Here is a 19606-nt window from a genome sequence, read left to right on the forward strand (position 1 = left end):
CCTACCCCTTGGGCACGTAGAACTCCGTCGTGGCGCGCGTCGTCGCCGCCACCACCTCCGCCGGGGCCCCCGAGGCCTCGTACGCCGCGCCCCAGCGCTCGCTGCTGCGGGTCATGAACTCCCGCGCCTCGTCCGAGGCCTGCCACGCCTCCGGGTCGGCGGGCGCGCCTTCGCCCGTCAGGTGCAGGGCGAGGCCGAGCAGCGCGCCGTCCCAGCCGACGCCGACCGCGCCGGGGCCGAACTGGTCCCACATCTCGGGCGGTACGACGGCGATGTGCTCCAGCTCGAAGACGGTCCGCTCCCCGCCCTCCGCGGTCAGCCGGACCTCGACCTCGCTGAAGCCGGGGTTCTCGCCGAACAGCCAGCTCACGGCGAGCAGCCGCGGGGGTTCGCAGCGCAGGATCTCGCCGCCCGCGTTGCCCGTCAGCTGATAGTGGCCGCCGAGCTTCAGGTCGCCGCTCACCGGCAGGAACCAGCGGCTGATCCGCTCCGGGTCGGTGCACGCGTCCCAGACGTCCTCGATCGCGGCGTCGTAGGTGCGCCGCAGCAGGACGGTACGGGCCTCGCCGTCGGCCACCTCACGGGTGCCGACCTCGCGATGGACGTGGTTGATCTGGTCGACGATCTCGCTCATGACTCATGTCTCCGCATCGGTTCCGCTGCCGCCGCCGCGCTCCTGATCGAGCCGCCGCTGCCGCTTGCCCCGCGCCAGTTCCGTCCCCAGCGCGTCCAGCCGCTGCTCCCAGAAGCCCCGGAACCGGTCGAGCCACCGGTCGACCTCCCGCAGGGGCGCGGCCTCGACGGCGTACAACCGCCGTGTGCCCTCGGCCCGTACGGAGGCGAATCCGGCCTCCCGCAACACCCGCAGATGCTGCGAGACGGCGGGCTGCGAGATGCCGAACTCGGCCCGGACGACGGAGCTGACCTCGCCGGAGGACCGCTCCCCGTCGGCGAGCAGCTCCAATATCCGGCGCCGGACGGGGTCCCCGAGGACATCGAGTGCGTGCACGCCCGGACTATGCCAGCCACCGCTTATATAAGTCAACGCTTAAACGACGCTCCCGCGCCGCGGATACCCCCCCAACCGCAGAGGTCAGCCGTCCGTCGGCTTCCCCAGAAGCTCGGAGGCGGTCTCGACGGCGCCGGACGCCGCGACCGGGGGCGCCGGATGGCAGGTGAAGCCGAGGCGCTTCATGGCCCGGACCACCTCTCCCGCCGTGAAGTCGCGGCGGTCCTGGCGAGTGACCACCGCCCCGACCTGCTTGGCCGGGTAGACACGGCGGCCGATCTGGACCGATGGGCCGGTGATCGGTTCGGGGCTGACACCACTCATCGCGTCCGTCACCTCGCGCGCGGTCAGGTCGAAGGCGAAGTTGGCGATGATGCAGCGCATGGCGCCCCCACGGGGAGAGAAGAGGAGTCGGAAGCACCAGCGTGTCACACCTCGAAGCAGGAGGGCACAGCCCGACGGGAAAATCGCCCACCCGGTTCCCTCCGTTCCCAGGCCGTACGTGATAGGCTCTCCGTCAGTTGCAGTTTTGGTACCCATGGACTTTGTGTGCGCCTGGCGGTATGTAGCCGCAGGGCGCATTTCTTGTTTTTGCCGGTCATTTCCGGATGGGGACATTTCGGCGACTCGGGATGCAATTACCGCGCATTCCGGACCGATCCCCAAAAGAAGGAGAAGGACATGGCTACTGGCACCGTGAAGTGGTTCAACGCGGAAAAGGGCTTCGGCTTCATCGAGCAGGATGGCGGCGGCGCCGACGTCTTCGCCCACTACTCGAACATCGCCACCAGCGGCTTCCGCGAGCTCCAGGAAGGCCAGAAGGTGACCTTCGACGTCACCCAGGGCCAGAAGGGCCCGCAGGCGGAGAACATCGTTCCCGCCTGATCGCAGCGCCTGTCACGAGCCGGGGCCCGTACCTGAAGGGGTGCGGGCCTCGGCTCGTACGCGTTTCCGCAGACCGCGCCCAGCAGAAGGCACCGCATTGAGCCGCTCCTCCCGCTCGTACCGCAAAAAACCCGCGCCCTCCCGTTCCGCCGGCCATGGCCGCTCCGCCGACCGTGGCCGCTCCGCCGACCGTGGCCGCCCCCGCTCCACCGGCGGCAACAACGGCGGAAACGAATTCGCCCTGCCGCCCGGCTCCGCCCCGGTGCTGCCCGCCGTCACGTCGTTCTCCGAGCTCGACATGCCGGAGGAGCTGCTCGCGGAGCTGGCCCAGCAGGGTGTCACCGTGCCCTTCCCGATCCAGGCGGCCGCCCTCCCCAACGCCCTCACCGGCCGGGACGTCCTGGGCCGTGGCCGAACCGGCTCCGGCAAGACCCTCGCCTTCGGCCTCGCCCTGCTGGCCCGCACCGCCGGGCAGCGCGCGGAGCGCGGCCGCCCCCTCGCCCTGGTGCTGGTCCCCACCCGGGAGCTGGCCCAGCAGGTCACCGAGGCGCTGACCCCCTATGCCCGGCGGCTGCGGCTGCGTCCGGCCACCGTGGTCGGCGGAATGTCGATCAACCGCCAGGCCGAGGCCCTGCGCGGCGGCGCGGAGGTGGTCATCGCGACCCCCGGGCGCCTCCAGGACCTGATCGAACGCGGCGACTGCCGACTGGACCAGGTGCGCACCACGGTCCTCGACGAGGCCGACCAAATGGCCGACATGGGCTTCCTGCCCCAGGTGACCCGGCTGCTGCGGCAGGTACCCGCCGACGGCCAGCGCCTGCTGTTCTCCGCGACCCTCGACCACAACATCGGCCTGCTGGTGCGCCAGTTCCTCCACGACCCGGCCGTGCACTCGCTCGACCCGTCCGCCGGTGCCGTCACCACGATGGAGCACCATGTGCTGCACATCGCGGACACCGACAAGCGCTCCGTGGTCACCCGGGTCGCCGCCAGGGACGGCCGCGTCATCCTGTTCCTGGACACCAAGCGCGCCGTCGACCGGCTGACCCGGCATCTGCTGACCAGCGGCGTACGGGCGGCCGCGCTGCACGGCGGCAAGTCCCAGCCGCAGCGCACCCGGACCCTGGACCACTTCAAGTCCGGCCATGTCACCGTGCTGGTGGCCACGAACGTCGCCGCCCGGGGCATTCATGTGGACGATCTCGATCTCGTCGTCAACGTCGACCCGCCCGCCGACCACAAGGACTATCTGCACCGTGGTGGCCGTACCGCCCGTGCGGGTGGATCGGGCAGCGTCATCACGCTGGTCACTCCGGACCAGCGCCGGGACATGGTCCGTCTCATGGCCGACGCGGGCATCACCCCCCGGACCGCCCGGGTCCACCCCACCGACCCCGAACTCACCCGTATCACCGGAGCACAGGATCCCTCCGGTGTTCCCGTGACCATCAGCGCGCCCGTGCCGCCGCAGCCACAGCGTGCGGGCCGGGCCGCCCGTCGCCCCGCCAGGAGCCGTCGGCCCCGCCGTTAGGCCGGGGTGCGGAGCCCGCCGGGGTGCGGAGCCCGGTGCGGGGCCGGGCAGGACCCGCCCAGGGTCCGGCCGGCGGCCGTCCGGGCGGACATCCGGCATTTCGCCATGATCGTGTCACGCCCGACCGGCGGTGGATGTCCCCATTACCCCGTCGGAGAGGCGACAATGGGCCACATGCCGATACCCAGCGCCGTGCCCAGCCGTGCCGAACTGATCGACCATCTCGTCCGTACGCGCATCGCGGGCGATGTCGCCACCCCTCGTGAGAACAACCTCTCCCACTACCGCAAGCTCGCGAACGGCGACCGCCACTACTGGTTGGGCCTGGAGCTGGGCGACCGCTGGACCGATGAGCAGGACGTGCTGGCGGTCATGGCCGAGCGCTGCGGTGTGGTGGACGACCCGCAGCACCGCTCGGGGCAGGACACCATCGACCCGGAGCTGACCGTCGGCGCGCTGGACCGGATGGCGTCGGTGCTGCGGAAGGCGGCGGAGGCGAACGAGCGGGTGCTGTTCGCCACCGGGCACCCGGGCGGGCTGCTGGAGGTCCACCGGGCCACGGCGGCGGCGCTGCGGGCCGCCGGATGCGAGATCGTGGAGATCCCGGGCGGGCTGCAGGCGGACGAGGGGTATGTCTTCCAGTTCTGCGATGTGGCGATGCTGGAGCGGGGCGCCACGCTGTGGCACACCCACTCCCCCGCGCCCATGGCGGCGATCCTCGACGGGCTGGCGCGCGAAGGGCGGCCACTGCCCGATCTGGTGGTCGCCGACCACGGCTGGGCGGGGTGTGCGGGGCAGCGGGGCATCGACGCCGTGGGCTACGCGGACTGCAACGACCCGGCGCTCTTCCTCGGCGAGTCCGAGGGCACGCTGTCGGCGGTGGTCCCGCTGGACGACCACGTCACCAACCCGAGGTTCTACGACGCGATGACGGCGTACCTGCTGGACGCGGCGGGGCTGACGGCCCAGTTCTGACGACCTGATCTGGTCGTGACGGCCCGGTTTCCGACGGCTCCGGGCCACCGCCCGCCGCGCTCACCTCTTCTCGCGCGGCACCCGCATGACCCCTTCCTGGATCACGGAGACGGCCAGCCGCCCGTCGGCAGTGAAGATACGGCCCTTGGCGAGCCCGCGGCCGCCGGACGCGGAGGGGCTCTCCTGGTCGTACAGCAGCCAGTCGTCCACCCGGAACGGCCGGTGGAACCACATGGCGTGATCCAGACTGGCCCCGACGATGTCGCCGACCGCCCAGCCGCCGCGCCCATGGGCGAGCAGGATGGAGTCCAGCAGCGTCATGTCGGACACATAGGTCGCCAGGCAGACGTGGAGCAGGGGGTGGTCGGCGGTGCCGTCCAGTTTGCCGTTGGTCCGGAACCAAACCTGCGACTTGGGCTCGCGCGGCCGTCCGACGCTGCCGAAGGGCGGCTCGTCCACGTACCGCAGATCGATCGAGGCCCGCGCCTGGAGCATCCGCTCGGTCACCCCGGGGCCGACGAAGAGGTGCTCATAGCGGGGCAGCAGTTCCTCGGCGGTGGGCAGGGTGAGCGGGTCGGGGACGTCCGGCATCGGCTCCTGGTGCTCGAGGCCGTCCTCGTGCAGCTGGAAGGAGGCCGAGAGATGGAAGATCGGCTGTCCGTGCTGGACGGCGACCACCCGGCGGGTGGTGAAGGAGTGACCGTCCCGGATCCGGTCGACGGTGTAGACGATGGGCGCCCCGGGGTCGCCGGGCCGCAGGAAGTACGCGTGCAGCGAATGCGCCGAGCGGTCCGCGGGCACGGTGCGGCCCGCGGCGACCAGGGCCTGGGCGGCGACCTGGCCGCCGAAGACCCGCGGTACGAGGGGTGCGGCGTCGCTGGTGCCGCGGAAGATGTCCTCCTCGATCTGTTCGAGATCGAGCAGATCGAGAAGGCCCTGAAGTGCGTCATTCATGGTTCAAGCAGTCTTGCAGACCCGTATTGCGGCCCTGTTGCCCCTGGTCATGACGGCCGTCACAGACCCATCGACTTGGCGACGATGGACCGCATGACCTCACTGGTGCCGCCGTAGATCCGGTTGACGCGGGTGTCCGCGTACAGCCGGGCGATGGGGTACTCCATCATGTAGCCGTAGCCGCCGTGGAGCTGCAGGCACCGGTCGATGACGACGGCGGCGCGCTCGGTGGTGAAGAGCTTGGCGGAGGCGGCGTCGGCGGCGGTCAGCTCACCGGCGTCGTGCGCGTCCAGGGCCCGGTCCACGACCGCCTCGAGCGCGTCCACCTCGGACTTGCAGTCGGCGAGCACGAACTTGGTGTTCTGGAACGACGCCACCGGCTGGCCGAAGACGGTGCGGTCCCGGACGTACTCGGTGGCGAACCGTACGGCGGCCGCGGCCTGTGCGTACGCCCCGACGGCGATCCCCAGGCGCTCCTGCGGCAGATTGTGGGCGAGGTAGCCGAACGCCTTGCCCTCCTCGCCCAGCAGGTCCTCCACCGGCACCTTGACGTCGGTGAAGGAGAGCTCGGCGGTGTCGGAGGTCTTCAGGCCCAGCTTCTCCAGCTTGCGGCCGACCGCGTAGCCCTCGCTCTTGGTGTCCACCACGAGGATGGATATGCCGCCGCGGCGGTCCTCGGGGGTGGGCGGGGCGGTGCGGGCACAGACCAGCACCCGGTCGGCCAGGACGCCGCCGGTGATGAAGGTCTTGGCGCCGTTGAGGACGTAGTGGGTGCCGTCCTCGGAGAGCTTGGCGGTGGTCTTCATACCCGCCAGGTCGGAGCCGGTGCCGGGCTCGGTCATGGCGATGGCGGTCATCATGTCGCCGGAGACGAAGGAGGGCAGCCAGCGCCGCTTCTGCTCCTCGTCGGCGTACTTGAGGAGGTACGGCAGGCACAGCGCGGTGTGGACACTGCTGCCACCGAAGCTGACCCCCGCGCGGGCGGTCTCCTCGGTGATGACGGCGTTGAACTTGAAGCTGGTCTCGCCGGCCCCGCCGTACTCCTCGGGCACCTCGATACCGAAGACACCGAGCTCACCGAGCTTCTTGTAGAACTCGCGCGGGGCCTGACCGGCCTCCCGCCACTCGTCGTAGTACGGCACGACCTCGGCCGCGATGAAGTCGCGGATGGTCTCCCGGAACGCCTCGTGGTCCTCGTTGAACACCGTACGGCGCATATTGGCGCGGCCCTCCTCGCGGCTAAGCCGCCGCCGCTCTCGCGGATCCGCCCGGCCGCCGTCGTGATTCCTCAATTGATGGCTTGGCAGCACTCACCTAAGCGCTTGCTCAGTGAAAGCTACCCGCCAGTTACCCAGCCTGTCCAGCCTCCACAGGGCTCGGTTCACGGCCGAAGGGGCGCGCCATCCGCACCATGGGCGCCGTCGAAGGCGCCCAGAGCCAGGCGGTGCAGCAGTGCGGCGGTGGCCGCGCGCCCCGGGAGGGCTCCGGGGCGGCCGAGGTGGGGCGTGGAGTTGAGCAGCCCGAAGACCGCGTGGACACACGCGCGGGCCTCGGCCTCGGCGAGCCGGGGGTAGACCTTCCGCACCACCTCGACCCACAGCTCCACGTACTGCCGCTGGAGGGAGCGCACCAGCTTGCGGTCGGTGTCCCGGAGCCGGTCGAGCTCGCGGTCGTGGAGGATGATCAGCGGGCGGTCGTCGAGGGCGAAGTCGATATGCCCCTCGATCAGCGAATCCAGCACCTCCGCGGGGGCGCGCCCGGCCCCCTCCCCCTCCGCGGCCCGCCGCTTGCCACCCGTCAGCAGCCGGCCGCTGATCCCGACGAGCAGCTCGGCCAGCATCGCCTCCTTGCCGGGGAAGTGGCGGTAGAGACCGGGGCCGCTGATGCCGACCGCGGCGCCTATCTCATCGACGCCGACGCCGTGGAAGCCGCGCTCGGCGAAGAGGCGGGCGGCCTCCTTGAGGATCTGCTCACGGCGGCTCGGGGCGGGTGCTTGCGTGCTCATGGATTCGATTCTAGACAGCGGGGTTAGTGGTCGTTAACCTGGTGGGGAGTAGTTAACGTTCACTAACGGTACCGAGCGGGACCGAGCACGGGACCGAGCGAGGGGGCTCGTAGCCATGGAGCAGGCACCGGCGCTGCGCAGCGGCGCCGACCCGGGGTCCGAGGCCTGGAAGGCCAATGAGGCCGGGCATCGCGAGCTGGCCGCGCGGCTGCGCGAGAAGCTGGCCGTGGCGCGGCTGGGCGGCGGGGAGAAGGCGCGGGCGCGGCACACCGCGCGCGGCAAGCTGCTGCCGCGCGACCGGGTGGACACACTGCTGGATCCGGGCTCCCCGTTCCTGGAGCTGGCACCGCTCGCGGCCGAGGGGATGTACGGGGGCCAGGCCCCGGCGGCGGGGGTGATCGCCGGGATCGGGCGGGTGTCGGGCCGTGAGGTGGTCGTGGTCGCCAATGACGCCACGGTCAAGGGCGGCACGTACTACCCGATGACGGTGAAGAAGCATCTGCGCGCCCAGGAGGTCGCGCTGGAGAACCGCCTGCCGTGCGTCTATCTGGTCGACTCCGGCGGTGCCTTCCTCCCCATGCAGGACGAGGTCTTCCCGGACCGCGACCACTTCGGGCGGATCTTCTACAACCAGGCGCGGCTGTCCGGCTCCGGGATTCCGCAGGTCGCGGCCGTGATGGGGTCCTGCACGGCGGGCGGGGCGTATGTCCCGGCGATGAGCGACGAGGCCGTGATCGTGCGCGGGCAGGGCACGATCTTCCTGGGCGGGCCGCCGCTGGTGAAGGCGGCCACCGGTGAGGTTGTCTCGGCGGAGGAGCTGGGCGGCGGCGAGGTCCACTCCCGGATCTCGGGCGTGACCGACCACCTGGCCGAGGACGACCCCCACGCACTGCGGATCGTCCGCTCCATCGTCGCCACCCTGCCGCCGTCCGCGATGCGGCAGGGGTCGCCACCGTGGCCGCTGGAGCCCTCCGAGGAGCCCGCGGTGGACCCGGCCGGGCTCTACGGGGCGGTCCCGGTCGACTCGCGCACGCCGTACGACGTGCGGGAGGTCATCGCGCGGGTGGTGGACGGCTCGCGGTTCGCCGAGTTCAAGGCCGAGTTCGGCACCACGCTGGTCACGGGCTTCGCGCGGATCATGGGCCACCCGGTGGGCATCGTCGCCAACAACGGCATCCTGTTCTCCGAATCGGCCCAGAAGGGCGCCCACTTCATCGAGCTGTGCGACCAGCGCGGCATCCCCCTGATCTTCCTGCAGAACATCTCGGGGTTCATGGTCGGCCGCAGCTATGAGGCGGGCGGTATCGCCAAGCACGGCGCCAAGATGGTCACCGCCGTGGCCTGCACCCGCGTCCCCAAGCTCACGGTCGTCATCGGCGGTTCCTACGGGGCGGGCAACTACTCGATGTGCGGCCGGGCCTATTCGCCGCGCTTCCTGTGGATGTGGCCCAACGCCAAGATCTCGGTGATGGGCGGTGAGCAGGCCGCCTCCGTGCTCGCCACCGTCAAGCGCGACCAGATGGAGGCGCGCGGGGAGGAGTGGAGCACCGAGGACGAGGAGGCGTTCCGGGCCCCGGTCCGCGAGCAGTACGAGGCGCAGGGAAACGCCTATTACGCCACCGCCCGGCTGTGGGACGACGGTGTGATCGACCCCCTGGAGACCCGCACGGTGCTCGGCCTCGCCCTTACGGCCTGCGCCAACGCACCGCTGCCCGGCCGTACGGCCACCGAGCCCGCGGCGCCCGGCTACGGCGTCTTCCGGATGTGAGGGGGATGCACCCGATGAGTGGCATGAGCGGTACGAAGGCGACCGGCCCGTCGCCCGCGATGTTCGACACCGTCCTGGTGGCCAACCGCGGTGAGATCGCCGTGCGCGTCATCCGCACCCTGCGGCGGCTCGGAGTGCGCTCGGTCGCCGTCTACAGCGACGCCGACGCCGACGCCCGCCATGTGCGCGAGGCGGACACGGCGGTGCGGATCGGCCCCGCCCCCGCCGCGGAGAGCTATCTGTCCATCGAGCGGCTGCTGGAGGCCGCGGCGCGCACCGGCGCCCAGGCCGTCCACCCCGGCTATGGCTTCCTCGCGGAGAACGGGGCGTTCGCCCGAGCCTGCGCCGACGCCGGGCTCGCCTTCATCGGGCCGCCCGCCGGGGCCATCGAGCTGATGGGCGACAAGATCCGCGCCAAGGAGACCGTGCGCGCGGCCGGGGTGCCGGTGGTGCCGGGCTCCTCGGGCAGCGGGCTGACGGACGGGCAGCTCACCGCCGCCGCCCGGGAGATCGGGATGCCGGTGCTGCTGAAGCCCTCGGCGGGCGGCGGCGGCAAGGGCATGCGGCTGGTCCGCGACGAGGCGCTGCTCGCCGACGAGATCGCGGCCGCCCGGCGGGAGGCGCGCGGCGCCTTCGGCGATGACACGCTGCTGGTGGAGCGCTGGATCGACCGGCCCCGGCACATCGAGATCCAGGTGCTGGCGGACGGTCAGGGGCACGTGGTCCACCTCGGGGAGCGCGAGTGCTCGCTCCAGCGCCGCCATCAGAAGATCATCGAGGAGGCGCCCAGCCCGCTGCTGGACGAGGTCACCCGGGCACGGATGGGCGAGGCCGCGGTGGCGGCGGCCCGGTCGTGCGGCTATGTGGGCGCGGGCACGGTCGAGTTCATCGTGCCGGGCGACGATCCGTCGGCGTACTGCTTCATGGAGATGAACACCCGCCTCCAGGTGGAGCATCCGGTCACCGAGCTGACGGTGTCGGTCGGCGGGCGGCCCGGTCTCGACCTGGTGGAGTGGCAGCTGCGCGTCGCCGCGGGCGAGCCGCTGCCGTTCGGGCAGGACGACATCGCCTTCGCGGGCCACGCGGTGGAGGCCCGTATCTGCGCCGAGACCGCCCGCGCGGCGGCCGACGGCAGGGTGGACTTCCTGCCCTCGGCCGGGACCGTGCTGGCGCTGGACGAGCCGGAGGGCGAGGGGGTGCGGGTCGACTCCGGGCTGAGCCGGGGCACCGAGGTCGGCACGGTCTACGACCCGATGCTCGCCAAGGTCATCGCCCATGGCCCCGACCGCCCCACCGCCCTGCGCCGGCTGCGCGCCGCCCTCGGCGCCCTGACCGTCCTCGGCGTGGACACCAACACGGGCTTTCTGCGCCGTCTGGCCGCCCACCCCGCGGTCGCCTCGGGCGAGCTCGACACGGGCCTGGTCGACCGCGCGGCGGCCCAGCTGATCCCGGCGGCCGTACCGGAGGAGGTCTACGCGACGGCGGCCCTGCTGCGCCAGGCGGCCCTGGAGCCCGCCACTCCGCGTGGCGATGGATCCGGTGGGCGCCCAGAGCCCGGCGGCTCCGGCCTCGGCGGCCCGGCCGCGGGCGTTTGGGTCGATCCGTTCTCGGTTCCCACCGGCTGGCGCCTCGGCGGCGCCCCCGCCTGGACAATCCACCGCCTCCGCGTAGCGGGCCACCCCCCGGTGACGGTCCGCGTCCGCGGCCGCGCCCACGACGCGGAGCTCCGCATCGAGCAGCCCGACGGCAGCGCCCTGGCGGCCCCCGCCAACGGCCGGACCGGCGGCCCACAGAACACGGCGGCCGTGGCCGCTCGGCCCATGGGCGCGGGCGAGGGCGGCGCGGCGGCCCTGGTCACCCGGACCAGCCCCGACTCCACCGTCACCGGTGCCAGTGCGCGCACCCCGGAAGCGGAGGCGGACGAGCGGGCCGCCGCCCACCACGCGGCGGCGGACCGCCGCCCCGGCGGGGCGCGCGCGGCAGCGGGCACGGCCCCGCGCGTGGCGGACCCACGCCCGGCGGCCGACGCGGGCGCGGGCACCACCACTCCTGCCCCCGCAGACGCGGGCGCGGGCACAAGCACCGCTCCGGCCCGCGCGGAGGCGGACGCCGCATGGCGTCCGGCCGCCGACGCCGACACGGGTGCCGACGCGGGTGCGGGTATGCGGGCGCGGCTCATTGCCCTCGACGAGGGCACCGTGTTGCTGGACCTCGGCGGGGTCACCCACCGCTTCCGGCATGCCGCGCACGGCGCGAGCCACTGGCTGGGGCGGGACGGGGACGCCTGGCGCGTGGTCGGGCACGACCCCGTGGAGGAGGCGCTGCGCGGCGGGGCCGCCGCGGCGCACGCCGGGGAGCTGACCGCGCCCATGCCCGGCACCGTCACCGTCGTGAAGGCGGCCGTCGGCGACGAGGTCACCGCGGGTCAGGGCCTGCTGGTGGTCGAGGCGATGAAGATGGAGCACCTCATCTCCGCGCCGCACGACGGCACCGTCACCGAGCTCGAGGTGACCCCCGGCAGCACGGTCGCCATGGATCAGCTGCTGGCGGTCGTCACCCCGCACGAGCCGCAGCAGAGCGAGGAGCGTGAGCGATGACCCTCCCCATGACCGTCCCGGCCCCCGGGCTGCCCACCCGGGTCCGGATCCACGAGGTGGGCCCCCGGGACGGGTTGCAGAACGAGAAGGCGCTGGTCCCGGCGGCCGTCAAGGCCGAGTTCATCCACCGGCTCGCCGAGGCCGGCCTCACCACCATCGAGGCCACCAGCTTCGTCCACCCCAAGTGGGTGCCCCAACTGGCCGACGCCGAGGAGCTGATGGCGCTCATCGACGACGTGGACGTCCGGCTCCCCGTGCTCGTGCCCAATGAGCGCGGGCTGGACCGCGCCCTCGGGCTGGGCGCGCGCGAGATCGCCGTCTTCGCCAGCGCCACGGAGTCCTTCGCCAAGGCCAATCTCAATCGCACGGTGGACGGCGCGCTGGAGATGTTCGAGCCGGTGGTCACCAAGGCCAAGGACGCGGGCGTGGCCGTGCGCGGCTATCTGTCGATGTGCTTCGGCGACCCGTGGGAGGGCCCGGTCCCGATCTCCCAGACCGTCTCGGTCAGCCGCCGTCTGATGGACATGGGATGCGACGAGATCAGCCTCGGCGACACCATCGGCGTGGCCACCCCGGGCCATGTGCGGGAGCTGCTGGACACGCTCAACGAGGCGGGCGTCGCCGACGACCGGCTGGCCGTGCACTTCCACGACACCTACGGCCAGGCCCTCGCCAACACTCTCGCCGCGCTCGAGCACGGCGTGACCACCGTCGACGCCTCCGCCGGGGGCCTCGGCGGCTGTCCGTACGCCAAGAGCGCCACGGGCAATCTCGCCACCGAAGACCTCGTGTGGATGCTCGACGGCCTCGGCATCGAGACCGGGGTCGACATCGGCCGTCTCACCGCCACCAGCGTGTGGATGGCCCGGCATCTGGGCCGGCCCAGCCCGTCCCGCACCGTCCGCGCCCTCTCCCAGAAGGAGATCTGAGCCATGCCGATCGACCACCGTCTCAGCCCCGAACACGAGGAACTGCGCCGCACCGTCGAGGCGTTCGCGCATGATGTGGTCGCCCCCAAGATCGGGGAGTACTGGGAGCACCATGAGTTCCCGTACGAGATCGTCCGCGAGATGGGCCGGATGGGCCTGTTCGGCCTGCCCTTCCCGGAGGAGTACGGCGGTATGGGCGGGGACTACTTCGCGCTCTGCCTCGCCCTGGAGGAGCTGGCCCGGGTGGACTCCTCGGTGGCGATCACCCTGGAGGCGGGGGTCTCGCTCGGCGCGATGCCGATCTTCCTCTACGGCACGGAGGAGCAGAAGCGCACCTGGCTGCCGGGGCTCTGCTCCGGGGAGACCCTGGGCGCGTTCGGCCTGACCGAGCCCGGCGGCGGCTCGGACGCGGGCGCCACCCGCACCACGGCCCGGCTGGACGAGGCCACGGGCGAGTGGGTGATCAACGGCACCAAGTGCTTCATCACCAACTCCGGTACGGACATCACCGCGCTGGTCACCGTCACCGCCGTCACCGGCCGCAAGGACGACGGCCGCCCCGAGATCTCCTCGATCATCGTGCCGTCCGGCACCCCCGGCTTCAGCGTGGCCGCCCCCTACTCCAAGGTGGGGTGGAACGCCTCGGACACCCGCGAGCTGTCCTTCGCCGACTGCCGGGTCCCGGCCGCGAACCTGCTGGGCGCGGAGGGCCGGGGCTACGCCCAGTTCCTGCGGATCCTGGACGAGGGCCGGATCGCGATCTCGGCCCTGGCCACCGGGCTCGCCCAGGGCTGTGTGGACGAGTCGGTGACGTACGCCAGGACCCGCGAGGCGTTCGGCCGCCCCATCGGCGCCAACCAGGCGATCCAGTTCAAGCTGGCCGACATGGAGATGCGCGCCCATATGGCCCGGGTGGCCTGGCGTGACGCGGCCTCCCGGCTGGTGCTGGGCGAGCCGTTCAAGAAGGAGGCGGCGATCGCGAAGCTCTACTCCTCCGAGGTCGCGGTGGACAACGCCCGCGAGGCCACCCAGATCCACGGTGGCTACGGCTTCATGAACGAGTATCCGGTGGCCCGGATGTGGCGGGACTCCAAGATCCTGGAGATCGGCGAGGGCACCAGCGAGGTCCAGCGCACGCTGATCGCCCGAGAGCTGGGCTTCGCAAGCTGAGCACCAATGGGGCCCGCCCCTTCCCGTTACCAGGGGCTCGCCCCTGGTAACGGGGCCCGGGGGCGAAGCCCCAAGCAACAGGGCCCGGGGCAGAGCCCCAGGTACAGGGCCCGGGGGCGAAGCCCCAGGTACAGGGCCCGGGGGCGAAGCCCCAGGCAACAGGGCCCGGGGGCGAAGCCCCAGGCAACAGGGCCCGGGGGCGAAGCCCCCTGGGCCCCGGGGGCTGGGGCGAAGCCCCAGTTTCGGGAAGGGGCGGGGAGGGGAGCAGCCCGCCGCAGGCGTCGGACCCGGGGCGGAGCCCCGGGCCTCAGCCGAGCGGAGGCCTCAGCTCGTGGGCCAGGGGATCTGCGGGGAGTGGTAGTACGCGATGCCCATCGCGTCCCAGCGGGGCCCCTGTGCGGCCACCCGCACCTTGTAGTCGTCCCAGTTGTGCGTGGACGCGGGCGACCAGCCGAGCTCGGCGATGCCGGGGAGGCGAGGGAAGGCCATGTACTCGATCTGCGGGCTGGTCTGGAGCGTCTCCGACCACAGCGGCGCCTCGACACCGAGCACCGAGGACTCCGGGGCGTCCTTGATGTACGTGCCCGGGTCCCAGTCGTAGGACTGCTTCGCCTCGACGTACCCGGCCCAGTTCTGCCCCAGCGGCGTATCGGCGTTGTACTTCATGTCCAGATAGGCGCGGTTGGCCGGGGAGAGGACCAGCCGGGTGCCCGCCTTGGCCGCGTCCGCGACCTCCTTCTCGCTCCCGTCCGTCCCCCAGTACTGGGCGATCGCGTCCTTCGCGGGGTGTGCACCGGTCAACTGGTGCCAGCCGACCACCGTCTTGCCGTACTTGGCGACCACCGGCTGCACCCGGTCCATGAAGGCCACATAGTCCTCATGGCTGGTGGAGTGCGCCTCGTCGCCGCCGATGTGGAGGTAGGGGCCGGGGGTGAGCGCGGCGAGCTCGCGGATGACGTCGTCCACGAAGTCGTACGTCACCTCCTTCGGCACGCACAGCGAGCTGAAACCGACCTCGGTGCCGGTGTAGAGCGGCGGGGCGACGCCGTCGCAGTTGAGCTCCGCGTAGGAGGCGAGCGCCGCGTTGGTGTGGCCCGGCATGTCGATCTCAGGGACGACGGTCAGCTCACGGCTCGCCGCGTAGCGCACGATCTCGCGGTAGTCGTCCTTGGTGTAGTAGCCACCGGGCCCGCCCCCGACCTGCGTCGAGCCGCCGTGGCTGGCCAGCTTCGGCCAGGAGTCGATCGCGATCCGCCATCCCTGGTCGTCCGAGAGATGCAGATGCAGCTTGTTGATCTTGTAGAGGGCCAGTTGGTCGATATAGCGCTTGACCTGGTCCACACCGAAGAAGTGCCGGGAGACATCGAGCATCGCGCCCCGCCAGGCGTAGCGCGGCACATCGGTGATGGTGCCGCCGGAGACCCGCCAGGGGCCCGCCTGCCGGGTGGTGCGTTCGACGGACGCGGGCAGCAGCTGCCGCAGGGTCTGGACGCCGTGGAACAGCCCGGCGGAGCCGCGTGCGGTGAGGGTGATCGCGCGGCCGGTCACCTGGAGCCGGTACCCCTCCTCGCCCAGCGTCCGCACCCCGGCCGCCTTGGGCGTCAGCCGCAGCCGGATGCCGTCGTCACCCGATCGCGTGGTGACGGGGAGCGAAAAGCCGGTGGAGGGGCGCAGCACCTGCGCCAGGTAGTCGCCCACCCGGCGCGCCGAACGCGCCGAGCCGTCGGAGCCGGACACCCGGATGCGGGCGTCCGGGCGAATCGCGTACGAGCCCGCCGCGGGCCGTACGGACGCGGGCGCGGGCACCACCCGGTCCAGCGCGGTCGGGGCGGCCGCGGCGGGGTCCTGGGCGGAAGCGGAGGACGAGCGAGCGGACCAGGGGGAAGCCGGAGAAGCGGAGGCGGAGGAGGCCGCGGTCCCCGCCCCGGCCACCACGGTCAGCAGCAGGGAACACAGAAGTCGAGCACGGCGTCGTCTCACAGGGGGTCCCTTCAACGAAACGTGGCATCTTGGTTACCGCGAGGGTCAGTTGCGGTCAAGGTGTAGACCAATGTGTCGCTGTCTGCCTGTCAGAATTCACCGCATGGCGGAAATCACCCAGCGCGATGGCGCCTGGCGCTTTGACGGGGAAGCGATCCGGATCGTGCCGGGGCGGGACCGCGGCGTGCCTGCCGTACGGCAGGCGCTCGGCGAACTGACCGTCCCCCTGGTGGCCTTGGCCGGGGTGGCCTACGAGCCGGGGCGGAAGTCGGGCCGGCTGCGGCTGCGGCTGCGCGAGGGGGCGGACCCGCTGCTGCAGGCCACCGGCGGCAAGCTGCCGGACGCCGCCGATCCGTATCAGCTCTCGGTGGAGCCGGACCGCAGGGACCTCGCCGAGTATCTGGTCGACGAGGTCCGCCAGTCCCTGACCCTGGAGCAGGTGCCGACCGGCCCCTGCGACCGCTATGTGCTGCCCGGCCCCTCGGTGCCGATCTCGGCGTCGGCGGGCGACGCCACGGCCTCCTTCGACGGGGAGCGGGTCCGGCTGGACTGGAACTGGAAGACCGAGGAGTCGAAGAAGTCGGGCGGCCCCCGCACGATCCTCCTGCCCGATCTGGAGATGGTGGAGTGGGTCCCGGCCGCCGGGCTGGAGAACGGCTACCTCCGCTTCATCACGGCGAAGGCCACGGCGACGGCCGCGCCCAAGTACGACCCGCATGCCGTGGTGCTGTACGGATTCAAGAAGGATCCGCTGATGGCGCTGGTCGCGGCGGCCGTCATGGCGCGGATGCCGCATCCGGGCACCCCGGTGAAGGCGCTCCCCGCCCAGGCGTCCGCTCCCGAGCCGGCACCCGTGGACGCCCCGCCCGCCGGGGGCGACGAGGGTGAGGTGGATCACGACGTCCTGCTGCGACGGCTGCGCGAACTCGGCGATCTTCACCAGAGCGGGATCCTCACCGAGGAGGAGTTCACCACCGCCAAACAGGCCGTGCTCCGCCGCTTCTCCGAGGCCTGAGGGACGGCTTCCCCTACGCCTGAGGGACAGCTTCCTCGCCACCGAGCGCCGGATTTTCCGTCACCGAGACCCAACCCTGCCCGATATCGGGCAGGAATGTTGCGAAACGCCGCGCCGCATCGCAGTATCTACGGATGCTCGACCGCCGCATGTCCCACGATGACCTCATCGACCACCTGGTCCGCAGTACGCCGCTCAGCCGCGGCGAGGCGGGCCGGGTGGTGCTGGACGTCCTGGCGTACTTCGACGAGACGACGGAGGAGTTCGTCCGGCGCCGCCACCGCGAACTCCAGTCCGGCGGGCTGACCAACGCGGACATCTTCGAGCGGATCACGGCCGAGCTGCCGTACCGCGCGGTGGCCCCGCCCGAACTCTCGCCGCGCCAGCTGCGCCGCATCGTCTACGGCTGACCACGCCGGTACGGCGCCGGTCCACGACGCCGGTCCAGGACGCCGGTCCAGGACGGCGGTCCAGGACGGCGGCCGCCACCGCCGGACACGAGCACGAGCATGCACGAGCGATCCAATGGGAGGGCCTGAACACCATGTGCGGAATCGTCGGATACATCGGGAAGCGCGATGTGGCACCGCTGCTGCTGGAGGGGCTGCAGCGGCTGGAGTACCGCGGCTACGACTCCGCGGGGCTGGCGATCCAGGGCAAGCCCGCCAAGGGCGCCCAGAGCGCCGGGCTGAAGACCGCCAAGGCCAAGGGCCGGGTCCGGGACCTCGAGGCCAGGCTGCCCAAGCGGTTCGCGGGCACCACCGGCATCGCCCACACCCGCTGGGCCACCCATGGCGCGCCCAACGACACCAACGCGCATCCGCATCTGGACGCGGACGGCAAGGTCGCCGTCGTCCACAACGGCATCATCGACAACGCCGCCGATCTGCGCGCCAAGCTGGCCGCCGACGGCGTGGAGCTGGTCTCCGACACCGACTCCGAGGCGCTCGCCCACCTCATCGGCCGCTCCCAGGCGCCCACCCTGGAGGAGAAGGTCCGCCACGCGCTGGCGATGGTCGAGGGCACCTACGGCATCGCCGTGCTGCACGCGGACTTCCCCGACCGCATCGTCGTCGCCCGCAACGGCTCGCCGGTGGTGCTGGGGATCGGCGAGAAGGAGATGTTCGTCGCCTCGGACGTCGCCGCGCTGGTCAGCCACACCCGTCAGGTGGTCACCCTGGACGACGGCGAGATGGCCACCCTCAAGGCCGACGACTACCGCACCTACACCACCGAGGGCAGCCGCACCTCCACCTCCCCCACCACCGTGGAGTGGGAGGCCGAGTCGTACGACATGGGCGGCCACGACACCTATATGCACAAGGAGATCCACGAGCAGGTCGACGCCGTGGACCGGGTGCTGCGCGGCCGGATCGACGACCGCTTCTCCACCGTCCACCTGGGCGGGCTCAACCTGGACGCCCGCGAGGCGCGCGGGGTGCGCCGGGTCAAGATCCTCGGCTGTGGTTCGGCGTACCACACGGGCCTGATCGGCGCCCAGCTGATCGAGGAGCTGGCCCGGATCCCGGCGGACGCGGAGCCCGCGAGCGAGTTCCGCTACCGCAACCCGGTGGTGGACCCGGACACCCTCTACATCGCGGTCAGCCAGTCCGGCGAGACCTACGACACCCTGGCGGCCGTCCAGGAGCTCAAGCGCAAGGGCGCGCGGGTGCTGGGCGTCGTCAATGTCGTGGGCAGCGCGATCGCCCGGGAGACGGACGGCGGGGTGTACGTCCACGCCGGGCCGGAGGTGTGTGTCGTCTCCACCAAGTGCTTCACCAACACCGCCGTCGCCTTCGCGCTGCTCGCCCTGCACCTGGGCCGGATCCGCGATCTCTCGGTCGCCGACGGCAAGCGGATCATCGCCGGGCTGCGCAAGCTGCCCGAGCAGATCGCGGAGGTGCTGCGCGGCGAGGAGGAGATCAAAAAGCTCGCCGCGGAATATGCGAACGCAAAGAGCATGATGTTCGTCGGACGGGTCCGCGGCTACCCGGTGGCGCGCGAGGCATCCCTGAAGCTGAAGGAGGTCTCCTACGTCCACGCCGAGGCGTACCCGGCCTCCGAACTCAAGCACGGGCCGCTCGCGCTGATCGAGCCCGAGGTGCCGACCGTGGCGGTCCTGCCGGACGACGACCTGCTGGAGAAGAACCGGGCGACGCTGGAGGAGATCAAGGCCCGCAGCGGCCGGATCCTGGCCGTGGCCCACCGGGAGCAGGAGAAGGCGGACCACACGATCCTGGTACCCCGCAACGAGGTGGAGCTCGATCCGATCCTGATGGGCATTCCGCTCCAACTGCTCGCCTACCACACGGCGCTGGCGCTCGGCCGGGACATCGACAAGCCCCGCAACCTCGCCAAGTCGGTGACGGTCGAGTAGGCCCGCACCGCCCGCGACCTGGGCGGATCCTTCGGCGGTCCCCCGCGTGTGCCACCACGCACGCGGGGGCCGCCTCCCCTTCGCCGACGTCGCCTCTCATACGCCGGCGGCTGGCCGTCGCGCGGGAACCGTCACTTCCCGCGCGACAGCACGATCGAACGGTTTGTACCCCTCACAAACGCACAATCCACCTCTACGCACGGGTAGGTTTGTCCGTTGTCAAGATGAACTTGACGCCATCTCACCTGCGGTCAAAGGGAGTTGAGGGTGTCCGGTTCCAGGCGCCCGCGCCAAGTCGTGCCGACGCCAGAGGTTTTGAACTGAACAACGTCACTTGACGAGGAGGCGCGCCGGGCACGGTGCGTCCAGAGTCTCAGGAACCCAAGCGAGCCCAGAAGGGCCGAAAGGGCC

17 protein-coding genes are annotated in these 19606 nt (G+C 71.8%); 10 read left to right on the forward strand and 7 right to left on the reverse strand.

The features are described 5' to 3' along the window. Position 1: 1 nt before the first annotated feature. The 3 genes from J2Z30_RS12520 to J2Z30_RS12530 form a co-directional block, all read right to left on the reverse strand. Positions 2-634 carry an SRPBCC family protein gene (locus J2Z30_RS12520; protein WP_044574907.1) on the reverse strand — a complete coding sequence of 211 codons (633 nt, stop codon included), beginning with the start codon at positions 632-634 and terminating at the stop codon, positions 2-4. 3 nt (positions 635-637) lie between these two features. Beyond that, on the reverse strand, positions 638-1009 hold the full coding sequence (locus J2Z30_RS12525) for an ArsR/SmtB family transcription factor (protein ID WP_044574906.1): 372 nt from the start codon (positions 1007-1009) through the stop codon (positions 638-640). Between the two features lie 84 nt (positions 1010-1093). Beyond that, the gene (locus J2Z30_RS12530; protein ID WP_044574903.1) at positions 1094-1393 is read right to left on the reverse strand and encodes an SCO5918 family protein; all 300 of its coding nucleotides are present in this window, start codon (positions 1391-1393) and stop codon (positions 1094-1096) included. A gap of 297 nt (positions 1394-1690) precedes the next feature. On the opposite strand from J2Z30_RS12530, the gene J2Z30_RS12535 reads away from it, so the two are divergent. From J2Z30_RS12535 to J2Z30_RS12545, 3 genes are all read left to right on the forward strand, one after another. Next, a complete protein-coding gene (locus tag J2Z30_RS12535) occupies positions 1691-1894 on the forward strand; it encodes a cold-shock protein (protein WP_020871138.1) in 204 nt (67 codons plus the stop codon). 97 nt (positions 1895-1991) lie between these two features. Beyond that, complete coding sequence (locus J2Z30_RS12540; protein WP_044574901.1) at positions 1992-3425, forward strand: DEAD/DEAH box helicase; 1434 nt, start codon at positions 1992-1994, stop codon at positions 3423-3425. 165 nt (positions 3426-3590) lie between these two features. After that, a complete protein-coding gene (locus J2Z30_RS12545) occupies positions 3591-4400 on the forward strand; it encodes a phosphatase (RefSeq protein ID WP_372453270.1) in 810 nt (269 codons plus the stop codon). A gap of 60 nt (positions 4401-4460) precedes the next feature. Here J2Z30_RS12545 and J2Z30_RS12550 read toward each other — a convergent pair whose 3' ends face one another. The 3 genes from J2Z30_RS12550 to J2Z30_RS12560 all read right to left on the reverse strand — a co-directional run bounded on the left by J2Z30_RS12550 (position 4461) and on the right by J2Z30_RS12560 (position 7359). After that, positions 4461-5354: an acyl-CoA thioesterase gene (locus J2Z30_RS12550; RefSeq protein ID WP_044574896.1), complete on the reverse strand. Its 894-nt coding sequence runs from the start codon at positions 5352-5354 to the stop codon at positions 4461-4463. A 59-nt stretch (positions 5355-5413) separates the two neighbouring features. Further along, positions 5414-6571 carry an acyl-CoA dehydrogenase family protein gene (locus J2Z30_RS12555; protein ID WP_044574893.1) on the reverse strand — a complete coding sequence of 386 codons (1158 nt, stop codon included), beginning with the start codon at positions 6569-6571 and terminating at the stop codon, positions 5414-5416. Between the two features lie 164 nt (positions 6572-6735). Beyond that, entirely contained in the window at positions 6736-7359 is a 624-nt protein-coding gene (locus J2Z30_RS12560; RefSeq protein ID WP_044574892.1) for an SACE_7040 family transcriptional regulator, read from the reverse strand. 115 nt (positions 7360-7474) lie between these two features. Here J2Z30_RS12560 and J2Z30_RS12565 point away from each other — a divergent pair, with 115 nt between their 5' ends. From J2Z30_RS12565 to J2Z30_RS12585, 4 genes are read left to right on the forward strand one after another with little or no spacing between them, the layout of a single operon-like run. Beyond that, a complete protein-coding gene (locus J2Z30_RS12565; protein WP_044574890.1) occupies positions 7475-9127 on the forward strand; it encodes a carboxyl transferase domain-containing protein in 1653 nt (550 codons plus the stop codon). Positions 9128-9186: 59 nt separating this feature from the next. Beyond that, positions 9187-11724, forward strand: coding sequence for an ATP-binding protein (locus J2Z30_RS49495; protein WP_245387948.1), 2538 nt, complete (start codon positions 9187-9189; stop codon positions 11722-11724). Further along, a complete protein-coding gene (locus J2Z30_RS12580) occupies positions 11721-12653 on the forward strand; it encodes a hydroxymethylglutaryl-CoA lyase (RefSeq protein ID WP_044574888.1) in 933 nt (310 codons plus the stop codon). Before J2Z30_RS49495 ends, J2Z30_RS12580 begins: the two co-directional genes overlap by 4 nt. A gap of 3 nt (positions 12654-12656) precedes the next feature. Beyond that, positions 12657-13823, forward strand: coding sequence for an acyl-CoA dehydrogenase family protein (locus tag J2Z30_RS12585; RefSeq protein WP_209468653.1), 1167 nt, complete (start codon positions 12657-12659; stop codon positions 13821-13823). Positions 13824-14147: 324 nt separating this feature from the next. Here the strand turns inward: J2Z30_RS12585 and J2Z30_RS12590 are convergent, their stop codons facing one another. Continuing rightward, positions 14148-15803, reverse strand: coding sequence for a beta-N-acetylhexosaminidase (locus tag J2Z30_RS12590; RefSeq protein ID WP_044574886.1), 1656 nt, complete (start codon positions 15801-15803; stop codon positions 14148-14150). A 103-nt stretch (positions 15804-15906) separates the two neighbouring features. On the opposite strand from J2Z30_RS12590, the gene J2Z30_RS12595 reads away from it, so the two are divergent. The 3 genes from J2Z30_RS12595 (at position 15907) to glmS (ending at position 19195) form a co-directional block, all read left to right on the forward strand. Next, positions 15907-16818, forward strand: coding sequence for a DUF4429 domain-containing protein (locus J2Z30_RS12595; protein ID WP_044574885.1), 912 nt, complete (start codon positions 15907-15909; stop codon positions 16816-16818). Positions 16819-16952: 134 nt separating this feature from the next. Continuing rightward, positions 16953-17228, forward strand: coding sequence for a hypothetical protein (locus tag J2Z30_RS12600; protein WP_044574882.1), 276 nt, complete (start codon positions 16953-16955; stop codon positions 17226-17228). A gap of 134 nt (positions 17229-17362) precedes the next feature. Beyond that, positions 17363-19195 carry a glutamine--fructose-6-phosphate transaminase (isomerizing) gene (glmS, locus tag J2Z30_RS12605; RefSeq protein WP_044574881.1) on the forward strand — a complete coding sequence of 611 codons (1833 nt, stop codon included), beginning with the start codon at positions 17363-17365 and terminating at the stop codon, positions 19193-19195. The last annotated feature ends 411 nt before the right edge of the window (positions 19196-19606 follow it).

Origin of the sequence: Streptomyces iranensis, assembly GCF_017874715.1 — a bacterium.
In the GTDB taxonomy this organism is placed as follows: Bacteria; Actinomycetota; Actinomycetes; order Streptomycetales; family Streptomycetaceae; genus Streptomyces; species Streptomyces iranensis.